11 protein-coding genes are annotated in these 13,408 nt (G+C 48.9%); all 11 read right to left on the bottom strand.

Annotation, left to right across the window (positions count from 1 at the left end):
- Window position 1 precedes the first annotated feature (1 nt).
- Window positions 2–925, bottom strand: a complete 924-nt coding sequence (locus K0036_RS09485) for a S66 peptidase family protein (RefSeq protein ID WP_220431249.1) — start codon at window positions 923–925, stop codon at window positions 2–4.
- Between the two features lie 184 nt (window positions 926–1,109).
- The gene (locus tag K0036_RS09480) at window positions 1,110–1,874 is read right to left on the bottom strand and encodes a CAP domain-containing protein (RefSeq protein WP_025643499.1); all 765 of its coding nucleotides are present in this window, start codon (window positions 1,872–1,874) and stop codon (window positions 1,110–1,112) included.
- A gap of 122 nt (window positions 1,875–1,996) precedes the next feature.
- Entirely contained in the window at window positions 1,997–2,476 is a 480-nt protein-coding gene (gene rlmH / locus K0036_RS09475; RefSeq protein ID WP_220431248.1) for a 23S rRNA (pseudouridine(1915)-N(3))-methyltransferase RlmH, read from the bottom strand.
- A 15-nt stretch (window positions 2,477–2,491) separates the two neighbouring features.
- Window positions 2,492–3,115, bottom strand: a complete 624-nt coding sequence (locus K0036_RS09470) for a hypothetical protein (protein WP_220431247.1) — start codon at window positions 3,113–3,115, stop codon at window positions 2,492–2,494.
- A 9-nt stretch (window positions 3,116–3,124) separates the two neighbouring features.
- Window positions 3,125–3,901 carry a ZIP family metal transporter gene (locus K0036_RS09465; RefSeq protein WP_025643502.1) on the bottom strand — a complete coding sequence of 259 codons (777 nt, stop codon included), beginning with the start codon at window positions 3,899–3,901 and terminating at the stop codon, window positions 3,125–3,127.
- A 162-nt stretch (window positions 3,902–4,063) separates the two neighbouring features.
- Window positions 4,064–5,452 (bottom strand): NADPH-dependent glutamate synthase, encoded by a 1,389-nt coding sequence (gene gltA / locus K0036_RS09460; protein WP_025643503.1) that lies wholly within the window; start codon window positions 5,450–5,452, stop codon window positions 4,064–4,066.
- Window positions 5,452–6,339: a sulfide/dihydroorotate dehydrogenase-like FAD/NAD-binding protein gene (locus K0036_RS09455; RefSeq protein WP_220431246.1), complete on the bottom strand. Its 888-nt coding sequence runs from the start codon at window positions 6,337–6,339 to the stop codon at window positions 5,452–5,454. The genes gltA and K0036_RS09455 overlap by 1 nt, the downstream gene beginning before the upstream one ends.
- Window positions 6,340–6,508: 169 nt before the next feature.
- Window positions 6,509–7,690, bottom strand: coding sequence for an iron-containing alcohol dehydrogenase (locus K0036_RS09450; RefSeq protein WP_025643505.1), 1,182 nt, complete (start codon window positions 7,688–7,690; stop codon window positions 6,509–6,511).
- A 186-nt stretch (window positions 7,691–7,876) separates the two neighbouring features.
- Window positions 7,877–9,202, bottom strand: a complete 1,326-nt coding sequence (locus K0036_RS09445; protein ID WP_220431245.1) for a chitobiase/beta-hexosaminidase C-terminal domain-containing protein — start codon at window positions 9,200–9,202, stop codon at window positions 7,877–7,879.
- Between the two features lie 62 nt (window positions 9,203–9,264).
- On the bottom strand, window positions 9,265–10,935 hold the full coding sequence (locus K0036_RS09440; RefSeq protein ID WP_025643507.1) for a formate--tetrahydrofolate ligase: 1,671 nt from the start codon (window positions 10,933–10,935) through the stop codon (window positions 9,265–9,267).
- A 26-nt stretch (window positions 10,936–10,961) separates the two neighbouring features.
- Window positions 10,962–13,352: an FtsK/SpoIIIE family DNA translocase gene (locus K0036_RS09435; protein ID WP_220431244.1), complete on the bottom strand. Its 2,391-nt coding sequence runs from the start codon at window positions 13,350–13,352 to the stop codon at window positions 10,962–10,964.
- Between the last annotated feature and the right edge of the window lie 56 nt (window positions 13,353–13,408).

The raw sequence follows: 13,408 nt of genomic DNA, 5'->3' as shown, positions 1-13,408 counted from the left end.
TTTATATCTGTTCCGAGAGGATCACTCTTGCCCCGTCGATTCTTGCCAGTCCATTCATAGGTATCGTAAGCGGATCCTTGATATGTCCGGCCCGCACATTTAGAACGACTGGAATCTGCAAATCTTTCAAAACTTCCTTTACCATTGCCTCCGCGCTCCCTGGCCGCCCCTCGATATCGCAGTCCGTCAGGCTGCCTATGATGACTCCGGCCGCCTCGTCAAGCTTGCCCGCAAGTTTCAGCTGGTATAGCATCCCATGCAGCCGGTAAGGCTTCTCTCCTACTTCCTCCAGAAAAAGGATTTTCCCCCTGGCATCGATCTCATAAGGCGTTCCCATCAGACGGCTGACCAGAGTCATATTGCCTCCCGCAATCCGTCCTTCGCAGACGCCTTCCTTCAAAACCGCAAAGGCTTCTCTATTAAAATTCTTAAGTTCCCGCTCTTTCCCGGGCGAGGCCAGCACATCCAGGAAATTACACAGTGCCGTTTCCGTTGGCGGCCGGCTCGTGCTAAAAAAGGATGGGCCATGGTAGGTCACCAGTCCTGTCTTTTGGCCGATCGCCAGATGCATAGCCGTAATGTCGCTGAATCCGGTGAATATGGGCCTGTTCTTGCTTAACGCGTCATAATTGATCTTATCCAGCAAAGGTATGGTGCCATATCCTCCCCATATGCAGAAAATCCCACGATTCCTGGGATCTTCGATCACCCTGTTAAGCTTCTCTGCACGCTCCTTTGGCGTCCCTCTGCGAAATGCCATATCTTCTGACACGGTAACCTTTAACCCCCGCGCCTCAAGATGAGATGCGGCCGCATCCAATGCCTCCTCGGTAAATGCGTTGGCTGGATCAATAATGCACACCTGGTCTCCTGTCTTGAGACCTTCCGGGTATATCGGATTTGACTTTTCTTCTTTGGATTTCATAGATTGCAGACCTCTCCTTATGACTCTCTTAAGCAACAGTATAGCACATTTAACAAATAATTTCTGCCTATTCTTTTTTCATTATAGTCCATAGTTTTTCATATGTACAGAAAAAGCACAGCGGTAAAACCGCCATGCTTTCGATTGCTCACTCTATTTCGAAAGGATTTTCCAACATCCCGTTTTAATAAGTAAAGAGCTGGGTCCAATAATTTCTACCCTCTGCATTCTGATAGAATCCTACTCCGATTTTCTTGAACTTCGGATTCAAGATATTGGCTCTGTGTCCTTCGCTGTTCATCCATCCATTCATAACTTCTTCCGGCGTGCGCTGTCCCCATGCTATATTCTCGCCTGATCCTCTGAATGTAATGCCATTCTCTGTTAAGACGGTACTGAAAGAACTGCCATTTGGCCTAGTGTGGGAAAATGAAGTCTCGATTTCCTTCGCCCTTACAAGAGCCGCGGATTCAATCCCTTTATCAATTGTAAGAGCATCCAGCCCGGCCTTAGCCCTTTCGGCATTTACAAGGTCTGCCACTTTTTCCGCAAAACTGCGCTCTTCCGTTCCTGGCTTTTCAGTATCCGTCCCTGGCTGATCCGTGTCCGTTCCTGGCTGATTGCCGCCATCCCCAGGCTGATCAATATCTGGAGTACCAGTATTTCCACCGTCAGAATCTGGCTGATCCGTGTCAGGAGTATTTTCTCCCGGCGGCGTGATAACCGGACAGTCTCCCCAGTTAATATTCATACCAGGATACTTATCATTTAAACTGGATATCATGTTTTTCAGATCTTCCGGACTGTTTACCTGTCCGCCGATCACTGCATATCCATTCGTTTTTAATTGATCGTAAACCTGGTTCATATCTGCCGCCTGAGCCGGAAGCGCTGCGCTGCCTGCAATCCCCATGGCTGTAATCGTTGCTAATACTGATAATTTCTTCATATTACCTCCTTGCTCTCGATAAATGTTACATTTTCATTATCGATTTATTACATATTTGTTACAAGCAAGATAGTAACACAAGAACTTTAATAATAATACAAGTAATAATTGGCAATTTAAGATTACTTGTGATAGGGCTCTCCGGTAATGATCCGGTAGCTCCTGTATACCTGCTCCAGCAGTATCACCCGCATCAGCTGATGGGGAAACGTCATCTTAGAGAAGCTAAGCTGATAGTCGGCGCGGCTTAGCACCTCCTGGCTTAAGCCTATGGAGCCTCCGATGATAAACGCGATATGGCTGGTTCCCTGTATTCCTAGTAGATTGATCTTCTTCGCCAGTTTCTCGGAGGAAAGCATCTGGCCGTCGATTGCCAGAGCGACGACATAGGCGTCTTCTTTTATATACTTAAGGATCCTCTCCCCTTCCTTTTGCCGGATCATATCTTCCACCGTGGCGCTTGCATTCTCAGGGGTCTTCTCATCCGCAACTTCAATAATCTCCAGCTTGCAATACTTGCCCAACCTTTTACTGTATTCCGCAATCGCATCTTTCAGGTATTTCTCTTTGATCTTTCCTACCGTTACCAATGTAATCTTCATATCTTTGTTCCTCTCTTACTTAAGTACTCCGAAACTTTGCAGCAGTATCAGCACGAAGATAATGATGAATATCCAGTTTAAGATCGATGGAGTCTTGTTAAAATCCTTTAAATACACATTGGAATTCTCCAAAGGGATGTCGGGCTCGCTTCGGCTGTTCTTTAACTGGAATCCATCGATGACATGCTTCCAGCCGGTACGGTCCGTGTATACTTGCACATAGGGAGACCCCAGATACTTATAGACAGGAATCCGGTAAGGCTCGCTTTTTATCGTATTGGCAATGCCTGTCTCCGGATCCACGGTTTCGACAATCAGGAAATAATAGGTTCTGCGGTATCTGCGGCTTTCCTGATAATCATCATAATATTCTCTGGTAATGTTCACGATTCTCCCCTGCTGGGGCCGGCTTTCATTCACGCATTGCCTGTGAAAATTACGAAAATACATTGCTTTCTGGATTATGCGGAATGCCTGTATAGGCGGCATCAGCCCCGCAGCCAGAAAGATCAGCAAAGTAGTATGAAAGCCGTCTCTGGCAATCGAGGATAGGATCTGCGAATACCAGAGTATGGAAAACAGGACGAGGTATCCAACATTCCTCATCTCTTCATCTGCAGTACGGATCTTCTTTCGCATAACGCCTCCTTATCCTAACGCCACATCCAGTATCATCATCAATGCGAATCCCACGGCAAACCCGATCGTTCCGATATTGCTATGCTCTCCTTCCGCTGACTCTGGAATGAGTTCCTCCACTACTACATAGATCATGGCTCCGGCGGCAAACGCCAGAAGATATGGCAGAATAGGCGTAATGTATGCTGCCAGCAATATGGTAATCCCTCCGGCAATCGGCTCCACAATGCCTGACAGGGAGCCATACAGGAAGGCCTTGCCCCTGCCATGGCCCTCGCTGCGGATTGGAAGAGACACGATGAATCCTTCCGGCAAGTTCTGGATGGCAATGCCGATAGACAGGGCGAAGGCACCTGCTACGGTCACATTGGCATTATTCGTAAGAAGTCCGGCAAAAACAGCCCCTCCGGAGATTCCTTCCGGAATATTGTGGATGGTAACGGCAAGCACCAGCATGGTGGACTTTTTCAACGTACTTCTCGGCCCTTCGGATTCATCGCTCCCAATATGGAGATGGGGAATGATGCGGTCCAGAAGAAGCAGGAATGCGATTCCGATTATAAAGCCAATAGCAGCTGGTGCAAATGCAAATTTGCCCATATGCTCGGACATGTCCATGGCCGGTATCAGTAAAGACCACACGGAGGCAGCCACCATGACCCCTGCCGCAAACCCAAGAAGTGCCTTCTGGATTACCGGCTTCAGTTCATTTTTCATAAACAGGACGCATGCCGCGCCTGCGGTAGTTCCTATAAAAGGGATGATCAAGCCCCAAAATATTGTCATATTTATAACCTCTTTTCTTATAACATTCCTCCTCATCATACCATATCCGTCCTTACGGGTACAGGGGGGAAATTCAATTTTAGGGATCCATAAAACGCAGAATAGAGGCCCCGGCGCTTTTTAAGGCGCCTGGCCCCTATTCGATACAGCCTGATCCCGGCTTTATTTATCTTTTAAAAGTTCATGGATTCCTTTTGCGCCAGCCTTTCCTGCGCCCATAGCCAGGATTACGGTGGCCGCTCCTGTAACGGCATCTCCGCCGGCATATACGCAGGCTTTGGAGGTCTGGCCGTTTTCTTCTTCAGCCACGATGCACTTGCGCTTATTGGTCTCAAGCCCCTTGGTCGTAGATGCAATCAGAGGATTTGGCGAGGTTCCAAGAGACATAATCACCGTATCGACCTCTATCTCATACTCAGAACCTGGAATCTCTACCGGACGCCTTCTGCCGGATGCATCCGGCTCGCCCAGTTCCATCTTGATGACTCTCATGCCTTTTACCCATCCATTGTCATCCACAAGGATTTCTTTCGGATTCGTCAGAAGGTTGAAGATAACCCCTTCTTGCATAGCATGATGCACCTCTTCCACTCTGGCAGGAAGTTCTGCCTCGCTTCGGCGGTATACGATATGTACTTCCGCTCCAAGGCGCAGCGCAGTCCTGGCTGCATCCATGGCAACGTTTCCGCCGCCTACTACCGCGACCTTCTTGCCTGCCACGATCGGTGTATCATAAGAATCATCGAAGGCCTTCATCAGATTGCTCCTGGTCAGGTATTCATTGGCAGAGAATACGCCGTTGGCTGTCTCGCCCGGGATTCCCATAAACATCGGAAGGCCTGCGCCGGAGCCGATAAATACGGCTTCGAAGTCTTCCTCCTCCATCAGCTGGTCGATGGTAGTGGATTTTCCGATCACTACATTCGTCTCAAACTTAACGCCCAATTCTTTTACTTTCTCGATCTCTTTTTTGACAACCTTTTCCTTTGGAAGACGGAACTCCGGAATTCCGTATACCAGAACGCCGCCAAGTTCATGAAGCGCTTCAAATACGGTCACTTCATAGCCCAGTTTTGCCAGGTCTCCGGCGCAGGTAAGGCCGGATGGGCCAGAACCGATGACTGCCACTTTATGTCCGTTGGTCTTCTCTGCCTTCTGTGGCTTGATATCATGCTCCAGGGCATAGTCCGCAACGAACCTTTCTAGTTTTCCGATGGATACCGGGTCTCCCTTAATCCCACGGATACACTTGCATTCGCACTGTGACTCCTGCGGGCATACGCGTCCGCAGATAGCCGGAAGCGCGGAAGACTCGCCGATCACCTTATAGGCGCCTTCAATATCCCCGTCTTTCACCTTAGAGATGAACCCTGGGATGTTGATTGCCACAGGACATCCCTGAATGCATTTGGCGTTCTTGCAGTTCAGGCAGCGGGCCGCCTCTTCCATAGCTTCTTCCTTATTATATCCATAGCATACTTCTTCGAAGTTTGTCGCTCTTACTTTTGCGTCCTGTTCTCTGACAGGCACTCTTTTTAACACATCTGCCATTAGTTGTCACCTCCGCAATGGCCACATCCACCGTGGTGAGTGTCGCCTTCCTGTAATTTCAGCATTGCACGCCCTTCTTCCGTCTTGTACATCTGCTGTCTCTTCATAGCCTCATCGAAGTTAACAAGGTGTCCGTCAAATTCCGGACCATCTACACAGGCAAACTTGATCTCATCGCCTACATGAAGCCTGCAGGCGCCGCACATGCCTGTTCCGTCTACCATAATCGGGTTCATGCTGACGATTGTCGGGATCTCCAGCTTCTTAGTCAGCAGACAGACGAACTTCATCATGATCATCGGTCCGATGGCAACGCACACGTCGTAGTGATTGCCTTCTTCCACCAGTTTCTCGATCTTCGTCGTGACCATTCCTGCATGGCCATATGTACCATCATCCGTACATGGATAATAATTGCCTGCAACCGCCTTCATCTCGTCTTCCAGAATGAGCATATCTTTTGTCTTAGAGCCGACAATAACATCCACGTCGATCCCATGCTCTTTCATCCACTTGACCTGAGGATAGACTGGTGCCGCTCCGACGCCGCCAGCTACAAACAGGATTTTCTTCTTCTTCAGGTCTTCGATATCTTCGTCTACGAATTCAGACGGACGTCCAAGCGGTCCCGTGAAATCGCGGAAATAATCTCCTGCCTGTAATCCGGCTATCTTCGTGGTAGATGCGCCTACGGGCTGGAATACAATCGTTACAGTGCCTGCTTCTCTGTCATAATCACAGATTGTAAGAGGGATTCTTTCCCCTTTTTCGTCCATCTTAACGATGACAAACTGCCCTGGCTGGCAATGTCTTGCCACACGAGGAGCTTCTACATCCATAAGATAAATCACATCAGCCAGTTTCTCGGCTTTTACTATCTTGTACATCTTATTTCCTCCTAATATTTAATACTCATTTCATCATAATGTATCCGGGCGAAAATATCAAGTATCATTCGACATCTATACATCCGCAAAAACAGCTTATCAAGATTTTTTTGCACATCTTTTTCTTGATAAGCCGTCTTTTTATGTACACTTAAGATTGTACCCTATCCTAGAAGTCTACCTCGGTTCCATAATAGATGCATGTAAACAGTTTCTCCATTGTTGCGGGATCAATTGCCCTCGGATTGGAACCGGTACATGCATCTCCCACAGCAAGTTCGGATATCTTGGCGATCTTCTCCTTAAATTCGTCTTCCTTGATTCCGAATTCCTTCAATGTCGCAGGAATGTCAAACTTGGCATTGAATTCATCAATCTTCTCGCAGAGGCTATTGATCAGCGCCTGTTCAGAAGTTCCGCCAAGCCCCATCCGGCGTGCGATCTCAGCGTAACGCTTTGCCGCCGTAGCGTCTTTTGCATTATATCTGATTACATATGGCAGATACATCGCATTGGCGCATCCGTGAGTGATATGTCCGGTAGAGAAAGCCGCGCCGGTCTTGTGCGCCATGGAATGAACGATTCCAAGCAAAGCGTTGGAGAATGCCATTCCAGCCAGGCACTGCGCGTAGTGCATCTGTTCTCTTGCCACCATATTGCCATGATAGGAAGCCGGCAGATAATCGAATACCATCTCGATTGCCTGTAACGCAAGCGGATCTGTAAATGCGCAGTTCAAAGTAGATACATATGCTTCAATGGCATGAGTCAGCGCATCCATTCCCGTGTAAGCAACCTGTTTCGCAGGGAGTCCTTCCACAAGTTCCGGATCTACGATTGCCACATCCGGCGTAATGTTAAAGTCTGCAAGCGGATATTTCACGCCCGTCTGATAATTTGTGATGACGGAGAACGCCGTAACCTCTGTCGCTGTTCCGGAGGTAGACGGTATGGCTGCGAATTTGGCCTTCTGTCTCAGTTCCGGGAAGTTAAAAGGCACGCACAGATCTTCAAACGTGGTCTCCGGATATTCATAGAATGCCCACATGGCCTTAGCTGCATCGATTGGAGATCCTCCTCCCATCGCTACGATCCAGTCTGGCTCAAAAGCACGCATTGCCTCAGCGCCTTTCATAACCGTCTCAACAGATGGATCTGGCTCAACGCCTTCAAACAGTTCTACTTCCATGCCGCCTTCCTTCAAATATCCGACGGCTTTATCCAGGAATCCCTGACGCTTCATTGAGCCGCCTCCGACAACCAGGATTGCCTTCTTTCCCTTTAGGTTCTTCAGTTCCTCCAGGCATCCTTTTCCATGATAAACGTCCCTAGGTAATGTAAATCTACTCATTGTCCGCATCTCCTTTTATATGATATGTTAATTATTTATCAATATTATACATCTGTTAAATTATTAACACAACCATTTTTACAAATTTTCTTGTTTTTATTTTCGTACAAAAAATGCAGGCAGTAAAAAAGCAGCCCCTGTTTTCGCCAATGCAAAAACAGTCAGGCTGCTCTCTTTTTATCATCTCTATTCTCCTTGTGAAAGTTCCAATACATAATTGCGGGTAGTCACTCCGCTGGTACGTCCCTTCGCATTGACCAGAATAGCCTTGAATATGGTCTCTCCCTCCGGCATGTCTATCGGTCCGGCATACTTGGTGGAAGCGGTGGTCGGATCGCTTTTGTCCATCGTATAGTAGGCCTCATATCCTTCCGGAACCTTAATCTCTATCTGCGTAGCAGATTCATACTGCCCTGTAGATGGCGATACGGCCGGCGCGTCTTCAATCGGCAGTTCCACCGTATAAGTCTTCTTCACCGGAAGGCTGGGAATTCCCTTCTTGTTGACAGCGATTGCCGAAACTACGGTCTCGCCCTCGCCGATCTGGATTGGCTCCGCGTATTTCGTACTCTTTACCGTCGGACCCGTCTCATCCGTAGTATAGTAGATGGTGTATCCATTTCCCGCTTTTAAGGAAAGTTCCTGTACATCTTCGAATGTCTCGCTGTCATCCAGGCTGAATTTCGGCCCTTTCACGATATATCCCGCAAGCGTCTCCGTGACATTGTCCTGCGCATCTTCCAAAAGCAGCGGGATCTCTGCCTTCTGATCCGTGTCCATATAGAACTGGACGCAGGCTTCATAGATATCCGTATTCTTTGGCTGCTTTTCAATGGCATTCAGGAAGACGGACTCTGCTTTATCCAGATTGTCCTGCTTCGTATATACTTTTGCCAGTCCCGCATAAGCTTCCGCTTTTTTTCCATTTTTAGCAATTGCCTTCTGGAAATATTGTTCTGACTTGTCGTACTCTTTGCTATCTATTGCTTTATACCCCTTATTTACGATTCCCGCATAGGATGTCTGATATATGGCAAAACAAGCTGCGATAACTGCGACTGCCAGCACTGCCAGTATGATAAGCGCTCTTTTTCTTCTCTTGCGGCGCAATGCTCTCTTGCGTTCCGCCTGCCTGCGCCTTCTCTCACGCTCAGGAAGACTGCCTCCTGAAGTATTCCTGCGTCCGGAAGTGTTACGACCTGCAGTATTGCGGCCGGTAGCGCTGCGCCCTGCAGTACTGCCCGGGACTCCGTTTCGTCCTGTCCCCGTCCTGCGCCCTGCGGACGTATATCTTCCTGCGCCGGTGCTTCTTCCCATAGCAGTCGTATTTCTTACTGATTCATAGATGTCATCTTCAGAATAATCATTCTCCCCACTGATGGCACCTTTCACCTGAGCGGTAAGCATATCATCTAACGGATTATAGTCAGGAACAATGCGGACTTCCTTCCCGCATTCTTCACAATACAACATTCCATCCGGTATCTCGTGTCCGCAATACCTGCACTTCATCTTATGATAACCTCCTACTGCCAGTTTTATCATACATCGTTATCATTTCTTTTATAATCCCCTTAAAACAATCCTACAATATTACCTTCTTCTGATACATCAATCCCATTTGCAGCAGGTACTTTCGGAAGTCCCGGCATTGTCATGACAGCGCCGGTAAGCGCGACTACGAATCCCGCCCCCGCACTGACGTATACTTCACGGATATGAATATCGAAATCCGTAGGACGTCCCAGCTTCTTCGCATCGTCTGATAATGAATATTGATTCTTTGCCATGCAGACCGGCAAATTTCCAAATCCCATGGATGCTATCTTGGCCAGCTGCTTTTTCGCTGCAGGCTCATAGATGACTCCCCTTGCTCCATAGATTTCCTTGGATATAGTCTCTATCTTTTCTTCTAATGATAACTCATCTTCATATAATGTATGGAAATGGCTTTCTTTATTCTCTAAAGTATCTAATACTTTGTTGGCAAGAGCGATTCCGCCTTCGCCGCCCTTTTCCCACACTTCGGAAAGCGCGAATTCGCAGCCTTTCTCCTGGCAGAACTGGCGGATGAATTCATTCTCCGCTTCTGTATCTGTGACAAACGAATTGAGAGTCACGACTACAGGGATATCGTACTTCTGGATATTCTCAATATGCTTTTCCAGATTCACGATGCCTTTCTTTAGCGCTTCCAGGTTCTCTTCGGACAGATCCGCCTTTGCAACTCCACCATTATACTTCAAAGCGCGCACAGTTGCAACTAAAACTACCGCATCCGGCTTTAAGCCTGCCTTTCTGCACTTGATATCAAAGAATTTCTCCGCGCCTAAGTCTGCGCCGAATCCAGCTTCTGTAACCGTGATATCGCTTAATTTCAGCGCCATCTTCGTTGCCCTGACGCTGTTGCATCCATGGGCAATATTGGCAAATGGCCCGCCATGTACCAATGCCGGCGTGTGCTCCAGGGTCTGGATCAGGTTCGGCTTGATAGCGTCTTTCAGAAGCGCCGTCATAGCTCCCGTTGCCTTAAGATCCTCTGCAGTCACCGGATCTCCATTAAAATTATAAGCTACGATAATTCTGCCAAGCCGTCTTCTAAGGTCGTGGATATCATCTGCCAGGCAAAGGATTGCCATAATCTCAGATGCAACCGTAATGACAAAGTGATCTTCTCTTACCATTCCGTCCATCTTGCTTCCAAGCCCGACTACGATATTACGCAGATTACGGTCATTCATATCAAGGCAGCGCTTCCATACTACCTGGCGGGGATCGATCTGCAATTCATTCCCCTGCTGGATATGATTATCAAGCAAGGCTGCCAGCAGGTTATTGGCAGATGTAATTGCATGGAAGTCTCCGGTAAAATGCAGATTCAAATCTTCCATAGGAACAACCTGGGCATATCCGCCACCGGCAGCGCCTCCCTTTATGCCAAAGCATGGGCCTAAGGATGGCTCCCGAAGCGCAATGATCGCCTTCTTGTCCAACTTTGCCAGCGCCTGTCCCAATCCAACGGTAGTGGTAGTCTTTCCTTCTCCTGCCGGAGTCGGGTTGATCGCCGTTACCAGGACCAGTTTGCCATTTGGCCTGTCCTTGACTTTCTCCCATACGTCATCGGAAAGCTTTGCCTTATACTTTCCATAAAATTCTAATTCTTCCTCTTCAATACCAACTGTTGCGGCCACATCCTTGATGTGGGCCATCTGTGCTTCCTGTGCTATCTGGATATCTGTTTTCATCGGCTACCAATCCTTTCTTTTGTTTTTTAGACAGTTTCCTCTACATATCGTTCAAACTCTTCCGGGGACATCAATACCTTTCTTGGCTTGGTTCCCTCCTCCGGGCCTACGACGCCAGCCTCGAACAGCTGGTCCATAATCCGGGCCGCGCGGTTAAAGCCTATCTTGAACGTACGCTGCAGCATCCCGATGGATGCCTTATCCTTGTCTATAATGAGGCGGCCCGCATCTACAAAATGCACGTCGCGGTCATCACCTTCCGCTCCAAGCCCCCCGGACATTCCTGCCGCAGAGCTTGTATTAACGTGGTTTACGATTTCCTCATCGTATGTAACATCCCCGTTGTGATTCTTGAGGTACTCTACCACGCCTTGCACTTCCTTGTCCGTAACAAAGGAGCCCTGTACTCTGGCCGGCTTCTGATATCCGGACGGATAGAACAGCATGTCTCCTTTTCCCAACAGTTTCTCGGCACCGTTCATGTCGATAATGGTTCTGGAGTCTACGCCGGAGGATACGGAAAATGCGATCCTTGACGGCATATTCGCCTTGATAAGTCCTGTAATGACATTGACCGATGGCCTTTGTGTTGCCAGCACCAGATGTATTCCCGCCGCTCTCGCCAGCTGTGCCAGACGGCAGATGGCCTCTTCCACTTCTCCGGGAGCCACCATCATAAGATCGGCAAGCTCATCTACGATAATCACGATCTGCGGCATCCGCTCCAGCGCCTTTCCTTCCACCGGCGGCATGGATGCCACTTTTTCATTGTATCCCTTCATGTCTCTTACGTTATATTCTGCAAAAGCCTGATAGCGGCGGGTCATCTCCGCCACGCCCCAGTTCAGCGCACCTGCTGCTTTCTTAGGGTCTGCCACCACCGGGATCATAAGATGCGGGATGCCGTTATATACGCTTAACTCCACTACCTTTGGATCGATCATGATCAGCTTGACTTCCTCCGGGGTTGCCTTATACAGAATACTCATAATCAGCGTATTGATGCAGACAGACTTGCCTGAGCCAGTTGCGCCTGCGATCAGAAGATGAGGCATCTTGGCGATGTCCGCCACGACCACCTTGCCTCCGATATCCTTACCTGCGGCAAATGATATCTTGGACGCGCTGTTCTTAAACTCTTTGGATTCCAGCAGATCCCGGAGCATTACCGCCGAGTTCTCCTTATTCGGCACCTCGATTCCCACGGCTGCTTTCCCGGGGATCGGGGCTTCGATCCGGATATCCGCGGCCGCAAGATTCAACTTGATGTCATCTGCAAGCCCCACGATCTTGCTCACCTTCACGCCCATCTCAGGCTGAAGCTCGTAACGGGTGACCGACGGCCCGCAGCTGACATTGGTAACGGTCACGTTAACGCCAAAATTCTGCAACGTCTGCTGCAGTTTCATCGCCGTCTCCCGCAGGTGGGCATCCGATTCCCCGCTTTGCTTGCTGCCCCGCTTTAGCAGGGATATGGGCGGATACTGATAGGCTTTCTTTGGCTTTGTAGCGCTTGCGGCTACGCTGGCAGCCACATCCGCCACCTCGCTTGCCACATCTGCAGAGGCCATCTTGCTCCTTTTCTTCGGGACCGGCGTCTCATCAAATGGCGCCGCTTCCATCACCGGCTCTGCCTCCGGCTCCGAAACTGTGGATGGCATGTCGCCCCGGTTGATTACGAAGCCCGGCTCCTTCACAGCGTGCGTGTCCGGCTCCTGCATCCTGTCCTCTTCCATAGGGTCAATGGTCAATTCCTTTACATTCGGCGACTTCTTCGCTATCGTGGTATCAAAAGAGACGCCCTCCACATGCTTCTCGCTTCGCTTTCCAGATCTGGACTGCTTCGGCTGCGCTTCCTTAATCTTCCTCCGCTCTTGCGCCTGCTCGCGCCTGCGCTCGGCATCCTTCCTTGCTTTGTCGTATGCCTTGCCTCCCTGGGCCTTTACCCCCTTCAGGGCCGACTTCCCGGTAATGATCACAAGGCAGATGATCATCAGGATAACGTCTACCACATATGTACCGGCAATACCAATGGCAGGTACCAGGACATCCACAAGGATATTTCCCAGCATCCCGCCTTTCTCATCCACCAGCTGCAGAAAAGTGCAGACCAGAACCATTAAGATCAGGCATGTCGCAACTTTCATATACGCATGAAGGTTGCCTTTGTTCGAAATGACAAAAGCAACCGCTCCAAACAGGATGAACGGCATTACAAATGCAATCCATCCAAATATCCTGAATAAGAAATCTGAAATCGCTTCCCCTACAAAACCGCCGATTCCAAAATTACTGATCAGCATCAGGATGCTGACTGCAAGCGTGACCCAGATTATGATCTCGTCCCTGACAAAACTCTGCTGCGTGTTCTTCTTCGTCTGCTTTGTACTCTTGCGTTTCTTGGACTTAGCAGCCATTATACTTCCCCCTTATTACTGGCAATACTATTTATAGTATATCATTTTTAAAAAGG

The organism is [Clostridium] scindens (genome assembly GCF_019597925.1).
Classification (GTDB): Bacteria; Bacillota; Clostridia; order Lachnospirales; family Lachnospiraceae; genus Clostridium_AP.
Note: the sequence above shows the minus strand (reverse complement) of the source record. Positions and strands in the feature narration are given on the sequence as shown.

Bases quoted from the DNA above. Each gene is read 5' to 3' on its own strand.
- K0036_RS09485 (WP_220431249.1), bottom strand. From the start codon at position 925: ATGAAATCCAAAGAAGAAAAGTCAAATCCGATATACCCGGAAGGTCTC.
- K0036_RS09480 (WP_025643499.1), bottom strand. From the start codon at position 1,874: ATGAAGAAATTATCAGTATTAGCAACGATTACAGCCATGGGGATTGCA.
- rlmH (WP_220431248.1), bottom strand. From the start codon at position 2,476: ATGAAGATTACATTGGTAACGGTAGGAAAGATCAAAGAGAAATACCTG.
- K0036_RS09470 (WP_220431247.1), bottom strand. From the start codon at position 3,115: ATGCGAAAGAAGATCCGTACTGCAGATGAAGAGATGAGGAATGTTGGA.
- K0036_RS09465 (WP_025643502.1), bottom strand. From the start codon at position 3,901: ATGACAATATTTTGGGGCTTGATCATCCCTTTTATAGGAACTACCGCA.
- gltA (WP_025643503.1), bottom strand. From the start codon at position 5,452: ATGGCAGATGTGTTAAAAAGAGTGCCTGTCAGAGAACAGGACGCAAAA.
- K0036_RS09455 (WP_220431246.1), bottom strand. From the start codon at position 6,339: ATGTACAAGATAGTAAAAGCCGAGAAACTGGCTGATGTGATTTATCTT.
- K0036_RS09450 (WP_025643505.1), bottom strand. From the start codon at position 7,690: ATGAGTAGATTTACATTACCTAGGGACGTTTATCATGGAAAAGGATGC.
- K0036_RS09445 (WP_220431245.1), bottom strand. From the start codon at position 9,202: ATGAAGTGCAGGTATTGCGGACACGAGATACCGGATGGAATGTTGTAT.
- K0036_RS09440 (WP_025643507.1), bottom strand. From the start codon at position 10,935: ATGAAAACAGATATCCAGATAGCACAGGAAGCACAGATGGCCCACATC.
- K0036_RS09435 (WP_220431244.1), bottom strand. From the start codon at position 13,352: ATGGCTGCTAAGTCCAAGAAACGCAAGAGTACAAAGCAGACGAAGAAG.